The following is a 24,277-nucleotide window of genomic DNA, read 5'->3' as shown; positions in this document are numbered from 1 at the left end:
GACCTGACTGTCAAAGCGCGATAGGGCGATTGGTTGCAGCCGCGGCCCTAGCGGTTTAGAGCGCTGCGCAAACGGGCAACGATCGAATGGCGCCCTTGCTGATTTCGGACAGGCATCAACGACATGATTCAGGGTTTTCGCAAGCTTTTCCAGTCACGTATCGGCGTCGTGCTGACACTTGGCTTTGTCGCGCTGATCGCGTTGGCGTTTGCCAGCGCGGATATCACCGGCGGCAGTTTCGGGGGCATCGGCGGCGGTGAACGGGTCGCGACCGTGGGCGATCAGCGTATATCCACAAGTACTTACCGCGAAACGCTGAACGGCGCCTTCGAACGCGCGCGGCAGGACAACCCCCAGCTCACGATGCAGGAATTCCTCGACAGCGGCGCGCGCGATGGCGTGCTCGACAATATGGTCGAGCGGATGGCGGTATATGCGTTCGCACTGGATAACGACTTGCGCATCGGCGATTCGCTGATCGGCAGCGAGCTCAAGGACATCCCGGCCTTTCAGGGCCCTGACGGCAAGTTCAGCCAGGAAATGTACAAGGCGGCGCTGCAACAGCGCGGCATCAGCGAAAAACTGCTTCGCGAAGATCTTGAGCAGGGCCTTGCCGCACGTATGACGTTGATCCCGGCGCAGATCGGCACCGCCATGCCGGAAAAGATCGCGCAGCAGTATGCCCGACTGTTGAACGAAACGCGGCACGGTTCGGTTGCGCTGATCCCCTCTGCGGTGTTTGCCAAGGACGTGAAAGTCACCGACGCGATCCTACAGAAATATCTCGCTGATAATCGCGCGCGCTATCTGTTGCCCGAGCGGCGGACCGTGCGCTACGCAATCATCGACAGCACCGGCATCGGCGACGTTCAGGCCACCGACGCAGAGATCGCCGCGCGCTATGCGGCGGACCGGGCTCTTTACATCGGGAAGGAAGCGCGCCGGGTCACGCAGCTCGTCCTTCCGACCGAAGCTGCGGCAAAGGCCGTTCTTGCCGAAATGGCAGACCCTTCCCGCATGGCGGCGGTCGCCAGTTCGAAGGGGCTCGCAACGACGCAGGTCACGGGCGACGACCGCGGCGACCTGGCCGCAAAGACTTCGCCTGCCGTGACGCAGGCTGTCTATGCGACGGCGCAAGGCAGGATCGCCGGACCGGTCCGTGGCCCGCTCGGCTGGTACCTGCTGCGGGTCGATGCCATCACCCGCACTAACGATCGCCCGCTGTCCGCTGTTCGCGACCAGATCGCAGCAGCGGTAACGGCGGAAAAACGCACGCAAGCTTTGTCCGACAGGGCAGCCAAGGCGGAAGAGGACCTGAATGGCGGAGCCACGTTGGCAGAAGTCGCCAAGGCTTTTGGCGCCGAGGTAAAGACCACTTCGCCGCTGCTGGCGAACGGCGCTCCGTTCGGCAACGGCGCTGCGCCGGATGCCGCGGTGCTGCGGGTGCTTTCAGCCGCGTTTGCGATGGAGGAAGGCGGCGATGCGCAAATCGCGGCGTCCGCCGACGGCAAAGCCTATATCCTCTTCGCTCCGGGCAAGATCACGCCCGCCGCCCCGCCGCCACTGGCCCAGATCAAGCCCTATCTCGAGCGTGACTATCGCTTGCAGGAAGGATCGAAGCAGGCCGAAGTCGCTGCCGACAAGGTGCTGGCCGCGATCCTCAAGGGCAAGTCTCCGGCAGAAGCGATGAAGCTCATCGCCAATGCCGTTCCGCCCGTCGACGAGGTAAACACCAGCCGGCAGGCGCTGATGGGCAGCGGCAGGCCCGTGCCTCCCGCGCTTGCGCTCATGTTCACGATGGCCAAGGGTTCGACGAAGAAGCTGGAAGCGCCGAGCAACCTGGGCTGGCTGATCGTCGATCTCGACGATATCGAGACGAAGGCCATCCCCGCCAACGATCCGATGGTCATGGCCACGCGTCGCCAGCTTGGACCGCAGATCGGTGGCGAATTGGGCGAACAGCTCACGCAGGCCATCATCGCCGATGTGGGCGTGAAGCGGAACGATACGGCGATCAAGGCCGTGGTCGACCAGCTGACCGGCAATCGCTGACGGCGTAGCAAACCATGACCGTTACGAGCCCAACCGCGCACGACACTCGCTGGGACGAACACGCACTGGCCGAACTGACCGCAGGGCGACCCGGTGTCGTATGGCGCCAGGTCGTGGCCGATTGCGACACGCCCGTCGCGGCCGCGGTCAAGCTGATCGAGGGGGAGCGCGGCGATTTCCTGCTCGAATCGGTCGAAGGCGGCGAAACGCGCGGGCGTTACAGCCTGTTGGGGCTGGACCCCGATCTCGTGTTCCGGGCGCAGGGGACGACGGCCGAAATAAACCGCACATGGCGCGACGACCGGAGCGATTTTATAACGCTCGACGCCGATCCGCTGACGGCGCTCCGCTCGCTGGTGGAAGAATGCCGTTTCGACGTGCCCGAACCGCTGCCTGCGGCGCTGTCCTGCCTTGTAGGCTATTTCGGTTACGAGACCATCGCGTTGGTTGAACCCAGCATCGGCCGCCCACCGGCCAATCCGCTCGATGTGCCTGACATGCTGTTCGTGCGTCCCGCGCTCGTGCTCGTGTTCGACCGTCTGAAAGATGCGCTGTATTGTATCGCACCGATCTGGCCCGGATCGCTCGCGCCTGAACAGGCGGTTGACCGCGCACGCGACCGGGTCGAGGATTGCCTCGCCCGCCTCGCCGCGGCGCGGGTCCCGCCACAAACCCTGCGCGACGACGTGCCCGAACCTGCGCTGCGCCCTAATCTTGCGCCCGGCAAGTACGACGAAATGGTGCTGGCGGCGAAGGAATACATAACCGCGGGCGACATCTTTCAGGTCGTGCTGGCGCAACGTTTCTCGACCCCGTTTCCGCTGCCGCCGCTCTCGCTTTATCGCGCGTTGCGGCGAGTAAACCCCTCGCCGTTCCTGTACTTCCTCGACCTGCCGGGCTTCGCGCTGATCGGGTCCAGCCCCGAAATCCTCGTCCGCGTGCGCCCGAATTCTGAAGGCCACAACGAAGTCACGATCCGCCCGATTGCGGGGACCCGGCCCCGCGGCAAGGATGCCGAAGAAGATCGCGCCAACCGCGAAAGCCTGCTCGCCGATCCCAAGGAGCTGGCCGAGCATCTCATGCTGCTCGACCTTGGCCGCAACGATGTGGGACGGGTGGCGACGGCAGGATCGGTTCGCGTCACCGATAGCTACACGGTCGAAAACTACAGCCACGTCATGCACATCGTGTCGAACGTCGTGGGACAGCTCGATCCCGCGTGCGATGCGGTCGATGCTCTCCTCGCCGGGTTTCCGGCTGGCACCGTCAGCGGCGCGCCCAAGGTGCGGGCCTGTCAGGTCATCGCCGAACTCGAACCCGAAACGCGCGGGGCCTATGCCGGCGGCGTCGGTTATTTCTCGCCCGATGGGTCGGTCGACAGCTGTATCGTACTGCGCACCGCGTTGGTGAAGGATGGCGTCATGCACATTCAGGCCGGGGCCGGCATCGTCGCCGACAGCAATCCCGAATACGAACAGCGAGAGTGTGAGGCCAAGGCCGGCGCGCTGGTCGCCGCTGCGCGCGAAGCCCTGCGCATCGCGCGCGAGCCGGGTTACGGCCAGTGAAGCCGTTCGCGGTCGCGGCGCTGCTGGCGCTGGCTGCTTGCGGATCGTCCGGCGCCGAAATCGGTGACAGATCAGGTGACGATGCCAAGTCGCTGGCTGCCGGGCCATGCGTGAACGCCGTATTCGAAGGCAGTCGCTTCACCCATTGCATCGTCGATCCGGCAAAGGCGGAGATCGCGCTGCGGCTCGATGGCGCAGACGGCATACCGATGCGCTCGTTCGATAGGCTTACCGAGCAAACGCCCAGTGAATCGATCCTGATGGCGATGAACGGCGGGATGTTTAACGAATCAGGCAATCCAATCGGGCTTTACGTTGAATCGGGCGAGCAACGTGTCGCGCTCAATACCAACGAAGGGCCGGGCAACTTTCACCTGATGCCCAATGGCGTGTTCTGGGGCGGCAACGGCGTCGCCCATGTCGATACGACCGAGCATTTCGCCACGCTCGAACCAGCAAATCCTCCGCCTTTCGCGACCCAGTCGGGCCCCATGCTGCTGGTCGACGGCAAACTGCACCCCCACTTCGCCGCAGACGGCGAGTCGAAGCATTTCCGCAACGGCGTCGGTGTCGACAAGGCGGGCAAGGTCCATTTCGTGATCAGCGACGATCTCGTCAGTTTCGGCCGTTTTGCCCGGTTTTTCCGGGACGAGGCGAAAACCCCCGACGCGCTCTATCTGGACGGCGCGGTTTCGGCGTTATGGGACCCGGCTGGTGGCCGTAAGGATGGCGGCCCCCCGCTTGGCCCCTTGATCGTCGTCACCAAACAAGCAAAGGCAGGATGATGGGCACCATTCTCGTCATCGACAATTACGACAGCTTCACCTGGAACCTCGTCCACTATCTGATGGAGATGGGCGCCAAGGTCGAAGTCGTGCGCAACGACGCCATTTCGGCCAACGCCGCCGTGCGCAGCGGCGCGGCTGGGTTCCTGATTTCTCCCGGACCCTGCACTCCAAACGAAGCCGGGATCAGCCTGGAACTCGTCGCGGCTTGCGCAGATGCGGGCAAACCGTTGCTGGGCGTGTGTCTTGGCCACCAGTCAATCGGTCAGCATTTTGGCGGCAAGGTGGTTCGCGGCGGGCTGATGCATGGCAAGACCAGCCCGGTCGACCATGACGGCAGCGGCGTATTTGCCGGTCTGCCCGCGCCCTTTCTTGCGACGCGATACCATTCGCTGGTGGTGCAGGATGTGCCCGACACGCTGGTCGTCAACGCCACCACCCCGCGCCCCGACGACGATGGCACCCATGCGATGGGCTTCCGCCATGTCGACCTGCCGATCCACGGCGTGCAGTTCCATCCTGAAAGCATCGCCACGCAGCATGGCCATGCCCTGCTCGCCAACTTCCTCGCCATTTGCGGTATCGAAGCCAAGGTTCCGGCATGAGCTATACTCTGGCCGAGACAGAGGCGCTGTTCGGGCGGATGCTCGACGGGTTAATGCCTGACGATGACATCGCCGATCTTCTGATCGAAATCGCGGACAGGGGCGAAACGGCTGAAGAGATCGCCGGCGCCGTGCGCGCGATGCGGGCGCGCATGCTCGCCATTGATGCGCCCGCCAACGCCATCGACGTGTGCGGCACCGGCGGCGACGGACAGCATAGCCTGAATGTCTCGACCGCCGTGGCGCTTGTCGTCGCGGCCTGCGGGGTGCCGGTTGCCAAACACGGGAACCGCGCCGCGTCGAGCATGGCGGGCGGCGCGGATACGTTGGAAACGCTGGGCCTCGACCTCGCCCGCGCGGGGATAGAGGCTGAGCGCACACTGCCCGATCTTGGCATCGCATTCCTGTTTGCGCAGCGCCATCATCCCGCGCTCGCCAGGATCGCACCGATCCGCAAGGCGCTGGGAAGACGCACTATTTTCAACCTCACTGGCCCGCTCGCCAATCCGGCGAACGTCGAACGCCAGCTGGTCGGCGTCGCCAGCCCCGAACTGGTGTTGGTCTACGCCGATGCGATGCGGTTGCTGGGTGCCGAACGCGCGCTGGTCGTGTCGGGCCTGGAAGGTCTGGACGAACTGTCTATCGCGGGGCCGAGCCGGGTCGTCGGTATCGGTTTCGATGCACCCGAACAGATCGTGCCCGAAGATGCCGGCCTGCCGCGCCATCCGCTCGACGCGATCCGTGGTGGCGACCCGAAATATAATGCTGAAGCGCTGCGCAATCTCCTGATGGGCGAAACCGGGGCTTATCGCGATGCGGTGCTGCTCAACGCCGCCGCCGCGCTGTGGATCGCGCAGGAGGCTACAGATCTTCGCAGCGGCGCAGAGGAAGCAGCAGAAGTGCTGGACAAGGGGCTGGCTAAGGCGTTGCTCGATTGCTGGATCTCGACCGTAAAAGGCAAGGCATGACGATGGAACAGCCCAACAAGCTGATCGAGATCTGCGATACCAAGCGTGGCGAAGTGGCCGAACGCATGGCGCAGCGAACGATCGCGGAACTGGACGATGCCGCCAAAGCGCTCGAACCGCCGCGCGGTTTCGAGGCGCGCTTACGCGACGCGGCGCTTTACGGTTATGGCCTGATCGCAGAAATCAAGAAAGCTTCTCCATCCAAAGGACTGATCCGTAAGGATTTTGATCCGGAAGTCCACGCGCGCGATTATGCCGCCGGTGGCGCGACCTGCCTTTCCGTATTGACCGACGCCCCCTACTTTCAGGGACGCGACGAATACCTGATCTCGGCTCGTCGGGCTTGCACCCTGCCGGTGCTGCGCAAGGACTTCATGGTCGATCCGTGGCAAGTCGCCGAAGCACGCGCGATCGGGGCCGATGCGATCCTCATCATCGTCGCCGCCCTTTCCGATGCCCAGATGGCAGAGATCGAAGCAGCGGCGATGGAACGCGGTATGGATGTTCTGGTCGAAGTGCATGACGAAGCGGAAATGGCCCGCGCGGCAATGCTGCGGTCACGGCTTATCGGCGTGAACAACCGCGATTTGCGGACCTTCGTCACCGATTTGGGCAATACCGAACGACTAGCCCCCCTTGCCCCCGCAGGATCGCTGCTTGTGGGCGAAAGCGGGATCAACAGCCACGACGACCTGGTACGCCTCTCCCAGTGCGGCGTACGCACGTTCCTTGTCGGGGAAAGCCTGATGCGCCAGACCGATGTCGAAGCGGCAACCCGCCAATTGTTGAACGGCCCATGAGCGGCCTCACCCATCTCGACAAAGCAGGCGCGGCCCGCATGGTCGATGTCGGCGCCAAAGCGGTAACGCGGCGCAAGGCGCTTGCCACGGGGCGCATCGTCATGTCGGTACAGGCGATAGAGGCGATCCTCGGAGGGCTCGTGAAAAAGGGCGACGTTCTTGCCACCGCGCGCATCGCGGGCATCATGGCGGCGAAACGAACGGGCGATCTGATCCCGTTATGCCACCCGCTCCCCATCGATGGCGTGACGGTCGATTTCATGTTTGAGGACGATGCGATCCGAGTCGAGGCGATGGCCACCACCTCGGCCAAAACTGGCGTAGAGATGGAAGCGATAACAGCGACTTCTGTCGCACTCCTCACAATCTACGACATGGCGAAAGCCATCGACAAGGGCATGGTCATCGAACAGGTTCGCCTACTGGCCAAAGATGGCGGCAAGGCGGGCCGCTGGCGCGCGGCGGGACAAGAGGATCGCGAGATTTGAGTGGACTGCTCGACTTGGCCGACGCGCAGCGTCGGCTTCTCGCCATGGCGCGGCCCGGGCCGATCATCGAATTACCCGCCAGCGCTGCGCTCGGGCATTTTCTCGCCAACAATATTGATGCGCGACGAACGCAACCCGAACGCCCGCTTTCTGCCATGGACGGGTGGGCCGTGCGGCAGGCGGACATGCCAGGGCCGTGGAGGATAGTTGGCGAAAGCGCTGCGGGCCATCCCTGTGAAACTGCCGTAGCGGCTGGGCAAGCCGTGCGAATTTCCACCGGTGCAGTCTTGCCCGATGGCAGCGACATGGTGCTGGTGCAGGAACAGTGCACAGCGCAAGGCGGGGTCCTGAATTTTGCCGGCGACCCTCCAACCCCGCCCAAGCGCCACATTCGCAGACGAGGGCTCGATTTTTCGGCAGGCGATGTGGTCCTCCAAGCCGGGGAACGGCTTGGTCCTGCCACCTTGGCGCTTGCGATCAGCGCGGGACATGCGGTTCTGCCCGTGCATAATCGCCCCCGCATCGCGATCATCGACAGCGGTGACGAACTCGTGCCGCCGGGCATCCCGCTCGGACCCGGCCAGATCCCGGCCAGCAACGGCATGATGCTTGCCGCCATGCTTGCGGCCTACCCTTGCGAAATCTCTCAATCGGGACCGGTCCCCGATCGGATCGACGCCATCATGGCGGCATTGAGCGATGCCAGCGATGCCGACCTGGTGATCACCACCGGCGGTGCTTCGGTTGGCGACCACGACCTTGTCATGCCCGCGATGGAAGCGATCGGCGCGACACTGCATTTCTGGCGGGTCGCGATAAAGCCCGGCAAGCCGATCATGGTAGCCCGCCGCGGCGAACAGATCCTGTTGGGCCTGCCCGGCAACCCTGTTTCCGCTTTCGTGACGGCCACGATGTTCGCCCTTCCCTTCGTGAAAGCCATGTTGGGCGCGCGCGACCCGTTTCCTCCGCGCGAACCGGCCATCAGCGTTTCCGCATTGCCGGCAACAGGGAAGCGCGCAGAATTCCTGCGGGCAACGCTGTCCTACGGGCGCGTCGAAATACTGAAGACCCAAGATAGCGGCGCGCTTGCTCCACTTGCATCGGCGCAGGCATTGATCTGCCGCGAGGCACATGCCGAACCCGTATCGCCCGGGCAGACAGTGGAAATCATCCGCATTCGTGACTGACCCGGCTTGACGAGACCGATTTTGTTTCTTAATTGTTCCTTATTCGTTCGCATCGGAACGGCGAATAAGGACAAAAGTCATGCTCACGCGCAAGCAGCACGAGCTGCTGCAATTCATCCAGCGGCGGCTCGAAGAATCGGGCATTTCGCCGTCGTTCGAAGAAATGAAGAAAGCGCTCGACCTGAAATCGAAGTCGGGCGTGCACCGGCTTATTTCCGCGTTGGAAGAGCGGGGCTTTATCCGCCGCCTTCCGAACCGGGCCCGCGCGCTCGAGATTTTGCGCCAGCCCGATGATGTGACCGGCACGACACGCCCCTCCGCTTCAAACATCGTGGAATTGCCACGGGCAAAGACCCAGCCACGACCATTTGTGGCCAACGACGTGATCGAGATACCCCTCCATGGCCGGATCGCGGCCGGCGTTCCGATCGAGGCGATGGAAAGCTCGCAGATGCTGCCCGTGCCCGCCGCACTCTTGGGGACTGGCGAGCATTACGCGCTTGAGGTGTCGGGCGATTCGATGATCGAGGCCGGGATTTTCGATGGCGATTTCGCCTTGGTGCGCAAAACCGACACTGCCCGCGATGGCGAGATCATCGTCGCACTCGTCCGGGGTGAGGAAGCTACGCTGAAGTATCTCCGTCGCGAAAATGGCATGATCCGTCTCGACCCCGCCAACGCTGCCTACGAGCCGCAGATTTACAGCGCGGACGAGGTACAGGTGCAGGGCAGGCTTGCCGGCTTGCTTAGGCGCTATCACTAAGGGGCCGGGAACTTTGGTGTTGTTAGGCTGGTGGTAGTCGCCGGCCGCTGAACCAAGCCAGATTTGCGGCATGCCGACACCCCAACGGTTTACCAGCCATGACGGTCGCCGCCGGGCCGGACATGGCGGACAGCTCGCGTTGAAAAATCGATGGTTGCACCTCCCCTGCGGGAAAGTTCGCGTCCGTCCAGTTTAAGCCAGCGCGGCTGGCATGAACGCGAAAGTGGGCTTTCCGCCACGACAACGTCGCTTTGTTCGCATGCGTTTTTCAAGCTGTCCGCATAAGTTCGGCCAGGACCTAGCGCGACGAGCAAGTTTACCGGCCGATCCGGTCTTCCGGCGGTCAGGGCGCAAAAATCCTCGTTACAGCGGGCACCCGGCCAATCCTGCAGACTTCGTGTTTCCGAATTCACCCTCTCTGGCGCGATCCCGGAAAGCTCCGCGAGGGCCCTGCCGCTAAAGCTGTCGCCGCCCCGAAGCATGAAGGTCAGACCATTCGGACCACTGAGCGCTAGGTGCCGTCCATCGCCCGATACCATCAGGTCGGGCGCTGAATTCGTGGCAAGCATCACGCCGCCGAGGACCACGGGAAATGCGCCCAGCATCCTGCCCCTTCCCGACCATAGTGCGATCCAGAACGCACCCATGGCGATTAATCCAACAGTCGAGACCGGAACGACCGGCGAAAAACGCGCGGAACCGGGAGCGGCGGCAGCAAAACGAGCCAGTTCGAGCACACCGCTGATCGATTGCGTCGCCAACCACCACGCGGGGGAGCCAAGTCCGATAAGATCGGTAACCAGCGCCAGTGCGAGCAGCGGCATGATCGCGATAGTCGTCAACGGGATGGCGACGAGATTGACGAACGCCCCATATATTCCAGACCGATGGAAATGAAACAGGACCAGCGGCAATAGCGAAAGCTCGATAACAACACCGGTAATAAATAACAAAGCCAGCCACCCGGCTGCACGGCCGACAAGCCCCGATCCGCGCAAGCGTTCCCGAAAACGAGTAACTGGCGGTGCATTTTGCACTGCCACAATGGCCATGACCGCAGCAAAACTGAGCTGAAAGCTGGGCGAGATGGCCGCTTCGGGCCAGAACAGCAGCACGGCGATAGCTGCCACCGCGATTAAGCGCATCGAAAGCGCCTGCCGCCCCAGCGCCAGGGCGGTGAGGACGAGCATTGCGGCGATGCACGACCGGATCGTTGGCAGGGCAGCGCCAGTCAGCAAAGTGTAGCCTAACCCCGAAAGCGCAGCGAGCAGCGAAGCCATCAGCGGCAACGGTACCCGCAACGCGACCCATGGAATCAGCGCCAGCGACCGCATGGCGATCAACCAGGTTATGGAGATAACCGCCGCGACATGCAGGCCGCTGATCGAAAGGAGGTGCGCAAGTCCAGCATCGCGCATGGCCTGCGCATCGGATTTCGCGATACCAGCCCTGTTGCCTGTGATCAGCGTGCCCGCCATGGCCGCCACCGACGGTTCGCTGCCCGCCTCTGCCATGCGCGTGCGGACCTGTTCGGCAAGGCGCTCGCGCATGCCCTTCTTTTCAGCAATGGACGATCCTGCGGCGATAGCTGGCCGCGACAAGACAGAACCAGTTGCCGCAATCCCTTCGAACCATGCGACGCGAGCAGGGTCATAGGCTCCGGGAGCGACGGCACGCGCAGGGGGAATCAACCGCAGACGAGCGCTCGCGATCGTTCCGGGCACAAGCGCTTGGTCGTCGAATCGCTCCGGCAAATTGATCCGCGCCACCATCGGCGATTGCATCGCGCCGCTGACTACGACCGTAAGGCGGGTCTTCTCCTCATTGCCTACCGCGTCCTGTCGTTCGACGATCCGGAATGCGAACGATCCGGCCATTGGTCGTCCTATTCCAGGCGTTCCGACCAGCTCCGACCGCACCCAGACGAGGACGAGACCGGCGGCGGCGGCGAGCGCCATCGCCATGATCGCATTGCGGACCAACGCGAAGCGTCCGGGATCGAACAGGATCATCGAACCGCCTGCAACTATGCCGGATAACCCTATGAATAAAATCCATTCTCCGGGCCCGGGAAGCGCGAACCACGCATATATGCCGCCCAACATCGCGACCGCGAGCCATGACATGCGTTCGAACGGGCGGGCAGCGAGCGCATTCTCCCAGCAAGTCGGGCTGGACAAATCGCGCAAGCTTCCCCATTGCCGCACCTGCGAAGATAGCGGAGCCCGCTCCGTTACCGTGGACGTTATGGCGACACTTTCAGTCATGTCTCGCCGTTCCCCCGTTTGCGGTCTTCCAGACTGTTAATGAAAGGAAAGATTGCGAGATGGCAAGCGGTTCGGCGACAGTTGGCAACGGCGCGAATGGCGCCGGTCGGCTGGTTGTTACGCGTTTCGCGCCCTCTCCCACCGGGTTCCTGCACATCGGCGGCGCCCGCACGGCGCTGTTCAACTGGCTCTTCGCCCGCCATCATGGCGGCAAGGCGCTGCTGCGGATCGAAGATACCGACCGTGCCCGTTCGACAGAGGCTGCGATCGACGCAATCCTCGACGGGCTGAACTGGCTCGGTCTCGATTACGACGAGCCGCCGGTGTTCCAGTCCCAGCGGGCCGAACGTCATGCCGCGGTCGCGTACGAATTGCTGAGCGCGGGCCATGCCTACAAATGCTTTGCCACGTCTGACGAGCTTGATGCGATGCGCGCCGAACAGCGCGAAAAGAAGCAACCCATGCGTTACGACGGGCGCTGGCGAGACCGTGACCCTGCCGAAGCACCCGAAGGCGCGCCCTATGTGATCCGCCTGAAGACCCCGGTCGAGGGAGAAACGGTTATCGACGATGCCGTGCAAGGTACGGTCAGGGTCAAGAACGTCGAAATCGACGATTACATCCTGCTCCGCTCGGACGGTACGCCCACATATATGCTCGCGGTCGTGGTCGACGATCATGACATGGGCGTCACGCACGTCATTCGCGGCGACGATCATCTCAACAATGCCTTTCGCCAATTGCCGATCTATCGCGCGATGGAAGCGATCGAGGGCGGCTGGGAACAGCCGGTCTATGCCCACATCCCGCTGATCCACGGAGCCGACGGGGCAAAGCTGTCGAAGCGCCACGGAGCGATGGGTGTCGATGCCTATCGCGACGAACTGGGGCTGTTGCCGGAAGCGGTGAACAATTACCTGCTTCGACTTGGCTGGGGCCATGGCGACCAGGAAATCTTCACGCGCGAAGAAGCCATCGCCTTGTTCGACCTTTCGGCCGTCGGCAAAAGTCCTTCGCGGTTCGATTTCAAAAAACTGGCCAACATGAACGGCCTTTACATGCGGGAGGCCGACGATGCCCGCCTCGCCGGATTGGCGGCTCCGCGCATCGCGGCGTTGGAACCCGGTTTCGATGCAACGCGCGACATCGCGCTGCTTACCGACGCGATGCCGTCGTTGAAGGCGCGAGCCAAAAACCTCGACGAACTCGCCGCGGGCGCACTGTTCCTGTTCCGCAATCGGCCCCTGCCGATGGACGAAAAGGCGATGAGCCTGCTGGATGAGGGCGCTCGCAGCTTGCTTGCCGATATCCTGCGCGAATTGGATGCGTACGACGACTGGTCGAGCGGGAGCCTCGAGGAGCACTTGAAGACGATGGCAGAGGCACGCGGCCTGGGCCTCGGCAAACTTGCACAACCCTTGCGCGCCGCTCTTACCGGGCAGGCGACATCACCCGGAATTTTCGACGTGCTGGTCCTTCTGGGCCGCGACGAAAGCCTTGCGCGCATCGCTGCGCAGGCCGAAGCCGCGGCAGCCGAAGGCGGCACTCCTGCCAAACCATGAATGGAGGGAACCAAAAGTGGCGGATAAGACGGCCCATCTGACAGCCGGAGGCGGCGAATTCGATTTCCCTATGAAAAGCGGGACAATCGGTCCCGACGTGATCGACATCGGCAAGATGTACGGCAAAACCGGGATGTTCACCTATGACCCCGGATTCACATCGACGGCCAGTTGCGATTCAGGTCTGACCTATATCGACGGCGAAGAAGGCATCCTGCTTCACCGCGGTTATCCCATCGGCCAACTGGCCGAGCAGTCGAGCTTCATGGAAGTTTCGTATCTCTTGCTGAACGGCGAATTGCCGAGCCCTGAGGAATACGAAAAGTTCAACTACACGATCAGCCGCCATACGATGCTGCATGACCAGCTTCGTGGTTTTTACCAGGGTTTCCGGCGCGATGCGCACCCGATGGCGATCATGTGCGGCGTCGTGGGAGCGCTCTCCGCGTTCTATCACGACAGCACCGACATTGCCGATCCCGCGCACCGCACGATCAGTTCGCACCGCCTGATCGCCAAGATGCCGACTATCGCGGCGATGGCTTACAAGTATTCGATCGGCCAGCCCTTCCTCTATCCGGACAACTCGCTGAGCTATACCGGCAACTTCCTGCGCATGACCTTTGGCGTTCCTGCCGAAGAATACGAGGTGATCCCGGCGGTCGAAAAGGCGATGGACCGGATTTTCATCCTCCACGCCGACCACGAACAGAACGCCTCGACCTCGACCGTGCGTCTTGCCGGGTCGTCGGGCGCGAATCCGTTTGCTTGCATCGCGGCCGGTATCGCTTGCTTGTGGGGCCCGGCACATGGCGGCGCAAACGAAGCGGCGCTCAACATGCTTCAGGAAATCGGCACGCCAGACCGGATCCCGCATTACATCGAACGGGCGAAGAACAAGGACGATCCGTTCCGTCTGATGGGCTTTGGTCACCGCGTCTACAAGAACTACGATCCGCGCGCGACCGTGATGCAGAAAACCGTGCGCGAGGTTTTCGACGCGCTCAAGGTCAAGGACCCCGTTTTCGAAGTGGCCCTGCGGCTTGAGGAAATGGCGCTCAACGACGATTATTTCGTCGAAAAAAAGCTGTTCCCCAACGTCGACTTCTACTCAGGCGTCATCCTTTCCGCGATCGGCTTCCCGACCACGATGTTCACCGCGCTCTTTGCGCTGGCACGCACCGTCGGCTGGGTCGCACAGTGGAATGAAATGATTTCCGATCCCGGCCAGCGTATCGGTCGCCCGCGTCAGCTTTACACCGGCCCGGCGCAGCGCGACTACGTTCCGCTCAGCCAGCGTTGATCGGTTAGACAGGAAAAGACGGGGCGATGCCGAAATTCCTCATCAGGATGAAAATCCTCATCAGGGTTCTGGGCGTCGCCCTTTTTCTATCCGGCTTGTTCTGGGCGCTTCAGGGCCTCGGCATCATCATGTGGCCGCCTGAAAGCTTCATGCTGGATCGGCGCGAATGGACGACGTACGGCCTTCTCACGGCCGCCGTCGGTGCTGTGTTGATCTGGCTGTCACGGGCGCGCAAGCGCGAGCCCTGAGAATTCAGGCTAACGGCAGCCTGATGACAAAGCTGTTGCCGCCTCCGGGGCGTTCCTGCGCTTCGACCGAGCCGCCCATTGCGCGGCTCAGCATCAAGGCGATATAAAGCCCCAAGCCGGAACCGGAGTCCCCGCTGCGACCAAGTCGTTCGAATTTGTCGAACATGCGCAGGCGATCCTCGTCCGACAGGCCCTCGCCTTCGTCGTCGATGCGGATTTCGGCAAAGTCGCCCAATTTTTCGGCGTCGATCCGGACTGTGGCATTTCCCGGCCCATAATCGATCGCGTTGCCGATTATGTTGAGCAGGATCTGCAGCACGCGGCGGCGATCGACCAACGCAATCAAGTCGGTCTGCGCCGGTGCCAAGGTCACTTTGCGAGCCTCGGCCTGCACCTGCAGAAGCCGGCAAGCCGCTTCGATCGTATCCGCCAAGCCCACCGGCTCGGTCGCGATCTCCATCGTACCGTGTTCGATCGCCTCGGCATCGCCGAGTTCATCGGCCAGCTCGCGCAAGTGCTTGCCCGCCCGCACGATATCGACCGCATATTCGCGATATTCGCTTGGCAACGGCCCAGCCAGTCTGTCGCGTATCGCTTCCGCCTGGCGAATTATGCGCCGCACCGGATCGTGGAGCGCCGGGCCCAGTTCGTCACGCAACAGGTTGCGCGGCAAAAGATCGGCATCGGCACCGTCGTGCTCGATATCGCCAATCGGGCGCAACAGCAGCCGGAACCCGACGCTGGCCGGAATCAACAGCAATTGCCATTGACGCGGCGACCCGGCGACACCGACAAGCATGCCGCTGCGTGCTCGCCAGATCGCCGGCGTGTCGTCGCCGTCCGAAAAATCGAAAAGTCGCGTCCAATGCTCGCCCCGCATTGCCCGCGCCCTGCCGACCAGCGTTTCAAGATCCGCCGCCTGGCTTTCGAGCGCCAGCACGCTTTGCCCCTCGTCCAGCCAGACGACACCTTCGGCAAGCAGGCTCTCGATGGCAAAGCGGGTTTCGTCTCCGCTGGGGACAGTGATCGGGGTTTGCGTCCGGCGCCAATCCGAAAGCCGGACCGTGCAACCGTTGCCATCGGGTTCGACTTCGGCCCAGCCTTCAAGCTTGCCCGTGGCATGGCGCATGGCCAGCGGACGGCCAAGACGCATACCGAAGCTGCGCGCCTTGCGCACCAGTTCCAAAAGATCGGGCGCAGCGATCAATCCCGGGATCTCGCCCCCGCAGGCCGTCTGCAATTCTGCGATCGGCCCGTCGGCGGCGATCAGCCGGTCGGCCGCATCGCTGCGTGCGACCAGCGGTTCGGTCGCCGTATCGTTCAGGGTTTCAGCCCCGGCCATCGTCGCCAGAAACCTGACCGGTCAGCAGTGCGCGGGCATCGTTACCCTGCATGCGCCCGAACCCGTCGGGAAGCGTGATGTCGGGATGGATCGCGTAGAACTCGCGCTCGATCTCGTTGTTCGAAAGACCCGCTGCCCGCAACGACAGGGCAAGACGGGCAAGTTGGCTCTCGCTGGTGGAAACCGCGACGGTGTCGCGTGGATCGCCGGTTGCCGCAGCAAGCGCGGAAAGAAATACGGGCACGCCGGCATGAGTGATCGAAAGCGCGGCAAAGGCCCCCGCCCCCAGCGCCGCGACCAGCCGGTTGGCAAGCGAAATCCGGCACTGCGATTCGTCGTAGCCCTGCCGGATCGTGTGTTCGGCTGTGCGGGCGTGCGCTTCGAACGCAGGATCGCCCGCAACGGCGTGGCGAAGCGTTTCGAGAAGGGAGAACAGGACTTCGGCCGGCAGTTCGTTGATCGGCAGGCTCATCCGTTGCTGATGCCGTGCGAATGCGGCCTGAGACGTGAGCAAATCCATCGCAAGCGCAGAGCTCGTGGGATCGTCTGCACCGATCAGCGCCTGCAACAATGGCGAAAGTGAAGGATCGACCCCCGCGCGGCGCTGCATCGATTCGGTCAACTGCCATTCCAGGGCGACCGAGTGCAGGTGATCGACGATGACGGGTTCGTCGATCAAGGCGCCCGAAAGCGGCTCGGTTATCGAATTGGCCCAAGCCCGCGGATCTGTTTCGCCAGCCGCCTGAGCGAGGAAAAATCCGACTTGCCGGGCCATGTCTTCGGCCATCGCGCGCACTCTCGCGACGATGGCGTCGGAAAACATCGAGCGATCCTCGGTCGCGATAAGCTGGCGCAATACGACGCCCCGTGCACTTAGTACACGGTCGCCGCGCTTCAGCTCGACGCGCATCACAGACTGTAGGCCCGTGGCCTTTTCGACTTCGCCCATGTCCATCGACCTAGCACCCCATGGTTAAGGGCGCGTTATTTTCCGCTGCGGACCGTGCCGAATGTCAACAGCCCCGTCCAGATGATCATGACACAGATCACGACCGACATGGCGATAAGGCCTAGACCGTCCCCGAATAGGGCAAGTTGAAGCACGATGGCTTGCGAGAACCGGTCTTCGAAAAATGGTCTTGCGCGCATGAACGGGAACGTGACCGCGCCGATGCGGGCCACGCAGACAAACACCGTCGAAACGCACCATGCACCCAGCATGGCCAGCGTTTCCGCGCCAACCGTCCCTCCCAGCGCCATGGCAAGCACGACAAGCAGCAGGACGTCGACCGCCAGCAACGCGAATAGCGGTTTGCGGTCCGGTAATGCCGACGCAATCCGACCCTGCCTGTCCGCCGCATCCAGGATCATTGCGCCCCGGACGGTCAGCCAGGCCAGCGCAATGGCGAAAAATGCCGCGCTGAACATGGCGAATGCCGCCAGCGCAATCGCTGCGGCGGCGGGCGCCAGCGCCGCCCACCATACCAGTGCGGGCGAACGATCGGCTTCGAACAGGCGGTTGCCGAAACGGCCCACGACGAACCCGGCGAGCGCTCTACCCGGGGTGCGTCCTCGTGCTTCGGCAAGGCTGCGCCGCAATCGTTGCGCTTCGATTGCCTGTGCCTCGGTTTCATTGCGGACAATCGTCCAGCGCTTGTCGCCGATGGCGCGCGGTTCGACTCCGCGCGGCGTGACGCCCGCCATCAAGGCGATGCGCAGAAGCGACGACGCCACGTCGCAGTCGCGCGGCAATTGGCGGAGTCGTTCGGCAAGTGCGCCCGGTATGACAAGGATGCCGCCCCATGCCGATTCCGCGTCGATTCGCTCGAAGCCGGCGGCTAATCCTTCTTCGATGGGGACGGTCACGATCCCGCTCACCGTCAGCAACGGTAGGGCAAGCACCGGATCGGCGACCAGCGCATCGCCAAAGACTAGCAGTTCGTCCGCCGCCGTCACTTCGGAACACAGACCCGGCGCATCGGCAACGATCCGCACGTCCAGTCCGCCATCCCCCGCCACGGCGACCAAGTCGTCAAGTCCCACTGCCCTGCGGTCCGCCAGCACGAGCAATCGTTGCGCCCCGGCGGCGATGGCCAGTTCGAGCTGTTGCTCGACAACCGGTTCGCCGTTCACGCGCAGCCCCGCACGCGTCAGCAGCCCATCCACGGCCAGCGGCTCCAACATCGACAGAATGGCTATGCGCAAGTTTCGTTTTGCCCCAAGTGCGCCCCACTGAGCCGGGGCGGATCACTGCTCGTCCAACGCCGGTTCATGGATCGCGGCGATAACAAGCGCAAGGTGGCAGTGGGCCATTGGGCAAAACCCTAGGAATTTAAGGCCTGAGCCGGGGGAAAACGGCACGATTCGAAGGTGCGCCCCCGTTCATTCGGTGTTAGTCATGACGCTATGACAAAACGGCGGAACATCGTGCCCTTCGGTGGGCAGGAATCGGACGATATCTCACAAGTCGACACGACTTACGCAGAAGCTTCGAACGAAGCGTTCGATCAAACCGACGAGTGGTACGAGACGGAGCCTGTCAGTCGGCGCAATCTCGCCTGGGTCACGCCTGCCATGGGAATTATCGCGCTGTTGGCGTGGACCGGGTTTTTTGCATGGGCGAGGCAGGGCGAACTGCTGGGCCGGCCGACTCCGGGCCAATGGACCGAGCTGTTGGCGCAATGGTCGATGCCTGCCGTTCTCGTCGTCGCGCTGTGGATGCTGGCGATGCGGCACAGCCGGGTCGAAGCGGGCCGGTTTGCCGATGTCGCCACCAGCCTGCGCACCGAATCGCGCGCGCTTGAAGACCGGCTTGGCCATGTAAACTCCGAACTGAGTATCGCGCGCGAATTCATCATTGCGCAGGGTCGCGATCTCGAAGCGCTGGGCCGCATCGCCAGCGATCGCATCGGCGACAGCGCGCGCAAGCTCGAAGCACTGATCGCCGACAATTCCGACCGAGTCGAACGGCTCCAGTCCGTCAGCACCGCCGCGCTCGACAACATGGAAAAGCTGCGCAGCCAGCTTCCCGTGGTGACCAATGCCACACGCGACCTGACCAACAACATCGGTCAGGCGGGACAAGGCGCGAGTTCGCAGCTCGAACGCCTCTCCGAAGGATTCTTGCGGATCGGACAGGCAGGCGAAGCCAGCACGATCAAGGTCGACGCCATGCGCGAGCGGGTCAACGATGTGCTCAACGAATTCACCCGCGCCGCCGATCGGCTCGGTCAGATCGCCCAAGACCGGTTCGCCGCGCTCGATGCCGAAAGCGCATCGTTGCGCGAACGGATGGACGAACAGGAAATAGCCGCGCTAGCTTCGGTGCGTGGACGTGCTGACGAGCTGGAAGGATTGCTGGAAACGACACGCGCACGGCTGTCGGATACAGAAACTTTCGGCCTCAATTCCCTGCGCCAGCAGCTTGCGGCATTGGAAACCGGTGCAGGCGATCTGACCGCCCGAATGCGCGACAACGAAACCGCCGCACTGAACGGTTGGCGCGAACGGATCGCGGGGCTCCGCAACGATGCACAGGCCCTGTTCGACAATATCGAGATCGGGTCTACCGAAACACTGGACGCCGCCGGCGCGCGGATTGCCGCGCTTTCGGGCGAGATCAGCCGCCTGCACGGCGACTTGCGCCGCCAGAGCGAGACGCTGGATACGGAGATCGAGCAACGGGTCGCCAAGAGCGAGGATGCAAGCCGCGGCCTGACCGAACGGCTCGGCGCCCTTATCGCCGGGCTCGACAGCGAGATCGAGGCCCGCCGCGTCCGTGGCGCACAGGCCAGTCGCGCATTGGTCGAAGAGCTCGCCACCAGCTTTGCCAGTCTCGACGAGGATGTCGCCGCACGCACGCAGCTTGCGGAACAGCGCAGCAGCGCACTCGCCGCACGGATTTCGGCAGCGCTCGCCACGCTCGACATCGAGCTTGAGGCACGAGCCCACCGGGGCGAGGAGGCGGGACGCGCCATGACCGACGGCGTCGCCGAGGCTCTCCGTTCGCTGGATGGCGAGATCGACACCCGCACCGAACGTGGCCAGCAAGCTGCATCGATCATGTCCGAAAACCTGCGCACTGCGCTGGAGGCGCTAGACAGCGAGATCGAACGCCGGCGCAACCACGGGCGGCAAGCCGCACGCGAACTGGCCCAAGGGTATGCCGACGAACTGGCCGGACTCGATCGTCAGTTGGAAGAACGGCGCGAACGCCACGAACAGGCCGGACGGGAAGTCACCGAGAGGCTCCACGCGCTGCTTACCGATTTCGACGAGAATTTCGACGAACGCCGCCGTCGGCATCTGGAGGCCAGCGCTTCGTTGGGCCGACATGCCGAGGCAATCGCTCTTCGTCTGGGCGAATATGGCGAGCGGATGGAAGCGGTCTCGCAACAGGGACGCGCTGCCGAAGATTCCATTGTCAGCGGCCTCGGCAATCTCTCGGCCAAGCTGGAAGCAAGCCGCTCGGCGCTGGCCGGTACCGACAGCGCGATCATCTCGCTCACCGACAGTTCGGTGCGCCTGCTCGAATTGATCGAAGCCAGCTCGCGTCACACGCGCGAAGCACTTCCCGGCGCCCTGGCCGAAGCGGAAGGACGGCTTGACGGTGTTACCGACCGGATCGAAGCGATGCGCAGCCTGCTGGGACAGGCGGGTGAGCGCGGCGATAAGCTAGGTCTGGCGATGGATGCCACGCGCGAAACGACAAAGGCGGCGCTGGTCGAGCTGGAAGCATTGCACGACACCTTGCAGGAACGCGGTTCGGCACACGCCGATCAGCTTTCGGACTTGCGCAACACTCTGTCGCAGGCGCGTACCGACAGCGAAGCGATGGCGACGGCCGCCGAAGCGACGCTAAACGGCGCGATTGCCCGCCTGGCCGATGCGAGCCGCGAGGCGGTGGCCAATATCGAGGGCACATCGTCCGAAGCGGTCCGCGCGATCGCTGAAAAGCTGGCCAAGGAAAGCGGCATCGTCGTGACCGAAGCCTTGCGCGAAAGCACGCACGACGCGCTCGAAGGGTTGGACAGCGCGGTCAGCAAGGCGACCGAAGCCGCCCGCGACGCCGCGGCCGAATTGCGCGAACAGCTGGGCCGGGTCGACGAAATCACCGGCCATCTCGAGTCGCGCATCCACGCCGCACGACAGCGGGCCGAAGAAGACATCGACGACCACTTCGCCAGGCGTGTGTCGCAGATTACCGAATCGCTGCATTCAACGTCGATCGACATCGACAAGGTGCTGTCCGCCGAAGTCAGCGAAAGCGCGTGGCAGGCCTATCTCAAAGGTGAGCGCGGGATATTTACCCGACGTGCGGTCCGCCTGCTCGATTCAGGCGAGGCGCGCCACATCGTCGACCATTACGAAAGCGAGAGCGAGTTCCGTGAACACGTCAACCGCTACATCCACGACTTCGAGGCTATCCTTCGCAACCTGCTTGCCACGCGCGAAGGCAACTCGCTGGCAGTAACGATGCTGTCGTCGGACATGGGCAAGCTTTACGTTGCGTTGGCGCAGGCGATCGAACGGCTGCGTCGCTAAGCGGCGCTTTCGATCAGTCGGCGGCGGCGTCGGGCTTTACGCCGGCCAGCATACGCGCATGTTCGTCGAGGATTTCCTGAGGCGGTTGGGCATAATTGATGTCCCCCGTCTCGATCCAGCCGTTGACATAATTTGCGTAAAACGCCCCGAACAGAAGCGCGGCCAGCACTGTGGCGCGCAAAGCTATCCGTCCCGGTCGGAAGTTGCTGGGGGCACTGTCGGCTTGTCCGGGGACTAGTGCCTCACCCGCTTCACGATGAGTGCGGATGCCAAAAGGCATTACGAGAAAAGCCGACATGACCCAGAAGAGGGAGTAGATCGCAAGGATCGACGTCAACTGCATCGCAAAATTCCTTACTGGTCCTCGAAGTCCATGACCGTGACTTGCGGGTTTTTGCCCGACCAACGCCGCGCTGCGCGCCTCGCGGCCAGTCGCACGGTTTCGCGAACCGTGTCGCGGTCCTTGGCTTTGCCGCCCTTCAGCTTACCGATCGCGGAGAGAATATCGTCGCGCGCCTCGACAAGGAATTCGGCCTCATCCTCGTCAAGCGGGAGACCTATGCAATTGATCAGCGGCGCGGCCTTCGAACCCTTGGGCGGCAGCACGACATTCACGTGACCGTTGAGCGCCAGCCGTCGCCGTGAGGCAATGGCCTCGCCATCGGCGGGCACGATGATGTCGCCGTCAAGAACGAGCCGTCCGGTCCTCGTCTCGCCGATCTTGCCCGGCTTGCCCGGGGCGAGGCGTACGATGTCGCCGTTGACCTGAAAAACCTGCTTGGGAACGCCCGCCGCGGCACCGACGCGTACCTGCTCTCGCATGTGGCGCACTTCGCCGTGGACAGGGACGAGGATTTCGGGCCGAAGCCACGAATACAGCGCCTCCAGTTCCGGGCGACCGGGGTGGCCCGAAACGTGAATCAGTTCCTGGCGATCGGTCACCATCGTGATCTCGCGCATGGCGAGCTGATTCATGATCCTGCCGATGGCCAGTTCATTGCCGGGAATTTGGCGGCTGGAAAACAGGACGACGTCGCCCTTGGTCAGTTCGATAGGATGGCTTTCGGACGCCATGCGGGCCAGCGCGGCGCGTGGCTCACCCTGCCCGCCAGTGGCGATGATCAGCACTTCACCGCGGGGTAACGACATCGCTGTGTCGAAATCCACCATGTCGGGGAAATCCTGAAGGTAACCGCTGGCCTGCGCCGCATCAATGATGCGATCGAGCGAACGCCCCGCGACGCAAACCCGTCGCCCAGCCTCTTGCGCCACCTGCGCCAGCGTCTGAACCCTGGCAACGTTGGACGCGAACGTCGTAACGACGATCCGTTTGCCGTCATGCTTGGCGATTTCGTCGACAAGCGCACGGCGGACCGCGCCTTCGGACCCCGAAGCTTCGGGGTTGAACACATTGGTCGAATCGCAAACCAGCGCGAGCACGCCTTCATCGCCCACTTCGGTAAGTTCGGCAGGTGACGTCGGCTCACCGATCTGCGGCTCGTCGTCGAGCTTCCAGTCGCCGGTGTGGAACACGCGGCCATAGGGCGTGTCGATCAGGACGGCGTTACCCTCTGCGATAGAGTGCGCGAGAGGCAGGTAGCGGACCGTGAAAGGCGAAGCCCCCTCACCCGGCGTGAATTCATCGAGATGATCGATGACGTGCAGTTCGACCTCCCCCCTAAGCCCCGCTTCGTCGAGCTTGCGCAAGACGAGGTCGGCGGTGAACGGCGTGGCATAGAGAGGCACGCCCAGATCCGCGGCAAAATAGGGCACTGCGCCGATATGGTCTTCGTGCGCGTGGGTGAGCACGATGCCGACAAGGTCCTCAGACCGTTCCTCGATGAAATCGAGGTCGGCAAAAACCAGGTCGACGCCGGGGTACCCGGGATCGGCGAAGGTCATGCCAAGGTCGACCATCAGCCATTTGCCGTCGCAGCCGTAGAGATTGACGTTCATGCCAATCTCGCCCGAACCGCCGAGCGCGAGGAAAATCAGTTCTTTTGCGGGAGTCATCGCGCCGGCTTAGACGCCCTTTCCGCGAGAATAGCCAGCCCCTTGAGCGTCAGATCGACATCAACTTCGTCAAATATTTCGGTCTGTTCGTCGAACAGTAGCGCAAGCCCGCCGGTTGCAAGGACTTTGGCGGGACGGCCGATCTCGGCCTTCAGCCGCGCGACCAACCCTTCGATCATCGCGACGTAGCCCCAATAGACGCCGATATGCATCTGTGCCTCGGTATTCCGGCCGATCACGCTTTGCGAGCCGGTCGGCGCTTCGATCGCGATGCGCGGCAGTTTGGCAGCTGCGCTGACCAGCGCATCCAGCGAAAGGTTGATGCCCGGCGCGATGATCCCACCTTTGTAGGCTCCGTTGAAATCCACGACGTCGAACGTGGTAGCGGTGCCGAAGTCGATAACGATCAAGTCGCCATCGTGTTCGTCATGGGCTGCGATAGCGTTGACCGCCCGGTCGGCGCCCAGGCTCGCGGGATCGTCGACATCGATCGACATGCCCCACGCCGCGTCACCCTCGCCCGCGAACAGGGGCGCCTTGCCGAAATACTTCTCGCCGAGCACCTGCAGGTTGTGCCGTGCGCGCGGCACGACGCTCGACACGATCGTCGATTCTACCACGTCGAGCGAATAGCCCTGAAGCGCGAACAACTGCAGCAACCAGACCGCATATTCGTCCGCGGTTCGGCGCGGATCGGTGGCAATGCGCCAGCGCGTGCGGACGCTGCGCCCCTCCATCAGGGCGAAGACGATGTTCGTATTGCCGACGTCGCAAACCAGCAACAT

Annotated in this window: 20 protein-coding genes; 13 read left to right on the top strand and 7 right to left on the bottom strand. The window is 63.1% G+C overall.

From position 1 onward, the window contains the following. The first annotated feature begins 123 nt into the window (after window positions 1-123). From EKN06_RS02355 to lexA, 9 genes are all read left to right on the top strand, one after another. Window positions 124-2,052: a SurA N-terminal domain-containing protein gene (locus EKN06_RS02355; protein WP_127611256.1), complete on the top strand. Its 1,929-nt coding sequence runs from the start codon at window positions 124-126 to the stop codon at window positions 2,050-2,052. Between the two features lie 14 nt (window positions 2,053-2,066). Beyond that, window positions 2,067-3,617, top strand: a complete 1,551-nt coding sequence (locus EKN06_RS02350; RefSeq protein ID WP_127611255.1) for an anthranilate synthase component I family protein — start codon at window positions 2,067-2,069, stop codon at window positions 3,615-3,617. Continuing rightward, on the top strand, window positions 3,614-4,402 hold the full coding sequence (locus tag EKN06_RS02345; RefSeq protein WP_240654563.1) for a phosphodiester glycosidase family protein: 789 nt from the start codon (window positions 3,614-3,616) through the stop codon (window positions 4,400-4,402). Before EKN06_RS02350 ends, EKN06_RS02345 begins: the two co-directional genes overlap by 4 nt. Beyond that, window positions 4,399-5,007 carry an anthranilate synthase component II gene (locus EKN06_RS02340; RefSeq protein ID WP_240654562.1) on the top strand — a complete coding sequence of 203 codons (609 nt, stop codon included), beginning with the start codon at window positions 4,399-4,401 and terminating at the stop codon, window positions 5,005-5,007. Before EKN06_RS02345 ends, EKN06_RS02340 begins: the two co-directional genes overlap by 4 nt. Next, the gene (gene trpD / locus EKN06_RS02335; protein WP_127611253.1) at window positions 5,004-5,975 is read left to right on the top strand and encodes an anthranilate phosphoribosyltransferase; all 972 of its coding nucleotides are present in this window, start codon (window positions 5,004-5,006) and stop codon (window positions 5,973-5,975) included. The genes EKN06_RS02340 and trpD overlap by 4 nt, the downstream gene beginning before the upstream one ends. Before the next feature lie 2 nt (window positions 5,976-5,977). Further along, entirely contained in the window at window positions 5,978-6,775 is a 798-nt protein-coding gene (gene trpC / locus EKN06_RS02330) for an indole-3-glycerol phosphate synthase TrpC (protein WP_127611252.1), read from the top strand. Continuing rightward, complete coding sequence (moaC, locus tag EKN06_RS02325) at window positions 6,772-7,263, top strand: cyclic pyranopterin monophosphate synthase MoaC (RefSeq protein ID WP_127611251.1); 492 nt, start codon at window positions 6,772-6,774, stop codon at window positions 7,261-7,263. The genes trpC and moaC overlap by 4 nt, the downstream gene beginning before the upstream one ends. Next, on the top strand, window positions 7,260-8,450 hold the full coding sequence (locus EKN06_RS02320; protein ID WP_127611250.1) for a molybdopterin molybdotransferase MoeA: 1,191 nt from the start codon (window positions 7,260-7,262) through the stop codon (window positions 8,448-8,450). Before moaC ends, EKN06_RS02320 begins: the two co-directional genes overlap by 4 nt. A 79-nt stretch (window positions 8,451-8,529) precedes the next feature. Beyond that, window positions 8,530-9,213, top strand: a complete 684-nt coding sequence (gene lexA / locus EKN06_RS02315) for a transcriptional repressor LexA (RefSeq protein ID WP_127611249.1) — start codon at window positions 8,530-8,532, stop codon at window positions 9,211-9,213. Between the two features lie 89 nt (window positions 9,214-9,302). Here lexA and EKN06_RS02310 read toward each other — a convergent pair whose 3' ends face one another. Next, entirely contained in the window at window positions 9,303-11,480 is a 2,178-nt protein-coding gene (locus tag EKN06_RS02310) for a ComEC/Rec2 family competence protein (protein WP_127611248.1), read from the bottom strand. A 59-nt stretch (window positions 11,481-11,539) separates the two neighbouring features. On the opposite strand from EKN06_RS02310, the gene gltX reads away from it, so the two are divergent. The 3 genes from gltX to EKN06_RS02295 are packed head-to-tail and all read left to right on the top strand — an operon-like array spanning window position 11,540 to window position 14,593. After that, window positions 11,540-13,042: a glutamate--tRNA ligase gene (gene gltX / locus EKN06_RS02305; RefSeq protein ID WP_127611247.1), complete on the top strand. Its 1,503-nt coding sequence runs from the start codon at window positions 11,540-11,542 to the stop codon at window positions 13,040-13,042. Between the two features lie 16 nt (window positions 13,043-13,058). Next, a complete protein-coding gene (locus tag EKN06_RS02300) occupies window positions 13,059-14,345 on the top strand; it encodes a citrate synthase (RefSeq protein ID WP_127611246.1) in 1,287 nt (428 codons plus the stop codon). Between the two features lie 26 nt (window positions 14,346-14,371). After that, on the top strand, window positions 14,372-14,593 hold the full coding sequence (locus tag EKN06_RS02295; RefSeq protein WP_240654561.1) for a hypothetical protein: 222 nt from the start codon (window positions 14,372-14,374) through the stop codon (window positions 14,591-14,593). Between the two features lie 4 nt (window positions 14,594-14,597). Here EKN06_RS02295 and EKN06_RS02290 read toward each other — a convergent pair whose 3' ends face one another. The 3 genes from EKN06_RS02290 to EKN06_RS02280 are packed head-to-tail and all read right to left on the bottom strand — an operon-like array spanning window position 14,598 to window position 18,140. Further along, window positions 14,598-15,935 (bottom strand): sensor histidine kinase, encoded by a 1,338-nt coding sequence (locus tag EKN06_RS02290; protein WP_127611245.1) that lies wholly within the window; start codon window positions 15,933-15,935, stop codon window positions 14,598-14,600. Continuing rightward, on the bottom strand, window positions 15,922-16,890 hold the full coding sequence (locus EKN06_RS02285) for a hypothetical protein (protein WP_127611244.1): 969 nt from the start codon (window positions 16,888-16,890) through the stop codon (window positions 15,922-15,924). The genes EKN06_RS02290 and EKN06_RS02285 overlap by 14 nt, the downstream gene beginning before the upstream one ends. A 29-nt stretch (window positions 16,891-16,919) precedes the next feature. Next, window positions 16,920-18,140, bottom strand: coding sequence for a hypothetical protein (locus EKN06_RS02280; RefSeq protein WP_127611243.1), 1,221 nt, complete (start codon window positions 18,138-18,140; stop codon window positions 16,920-16,922). 201 nt (window positions 18,141-18,341) lie between these two features. Here EKN06_RS02280 and EKN06_RS02275 point away from each other — a divergent pair, with 201 nt between their 5' ends. Further along, entirely contained in the window at window positions 18,342-21,479 is a 3,138-nt protein-coding gene (locus tag EKN06_RS02275) for a hypothetical protein (RefSeq protein WP_127611242.1), read from the top strand. A gap of 13 nt (window positions 21,480-21,492) precedes the next feature. Here EKN06_RS02275 and EKN06_RS02270 read toward each other — a convergent pair whose 3' ends face one another. From EKN06_RS02270 to EKN06_RS02260, 3 genes are read right to left on the bottom strand one after another with little or no spacing between them, the layout of a single operon-like run. Beyond that, complete coding sequence (locus tag EKN06_RS02270) at window positions 21,493-21,822, bottom strand: DUF1467 family protein (RefSeq protein ID WP_127611241.1); 330 nt, start codon at window positions 21,820-21,822, stop codon at window positions 21,493-21,495. Window positions 21,823-21,833: 11 nt separating this feature from the next. After that, entirely contained in the window at window positions 21,834-23,492 is a 1,659-nt protein-coding gene (locus EKN06_RS02265; protein WP_127611240.1) for a ribonuclease J, read from the bottom strand. Next, the gene (locus EKN06_RS02260; protein ID WP_127611239.1) at window positions 23,489-24,277 is read right to left on the bottom strand and encodes a type III pantothenate kinase; all 789 of its coding nucleotides are present in this window, start codon (window positions 24,275-24,277) and stop codon (window positions 23,489-23,491) included. Before EKN06_RS02260 ends, EKN06_RS02265 begins: the two co-directional genes overlap by 4 nt.

It is taken from the genome of Croceicoccus ponticola (genome assembly GCF_004004515.1).
In the GTDB taxonomy this organism is placed as follows: Bacteria; Pseudomonadota; Alphaproteobacteria; order Sphingomonadales; family Sphingomonadaceae; genus Croceicoccus; species Croceicoccus ponticola.
Note: the sequence above shows the minus strand (reverse complement) of the source record. Positions and strands in the feature narration are given on the sequence as shown.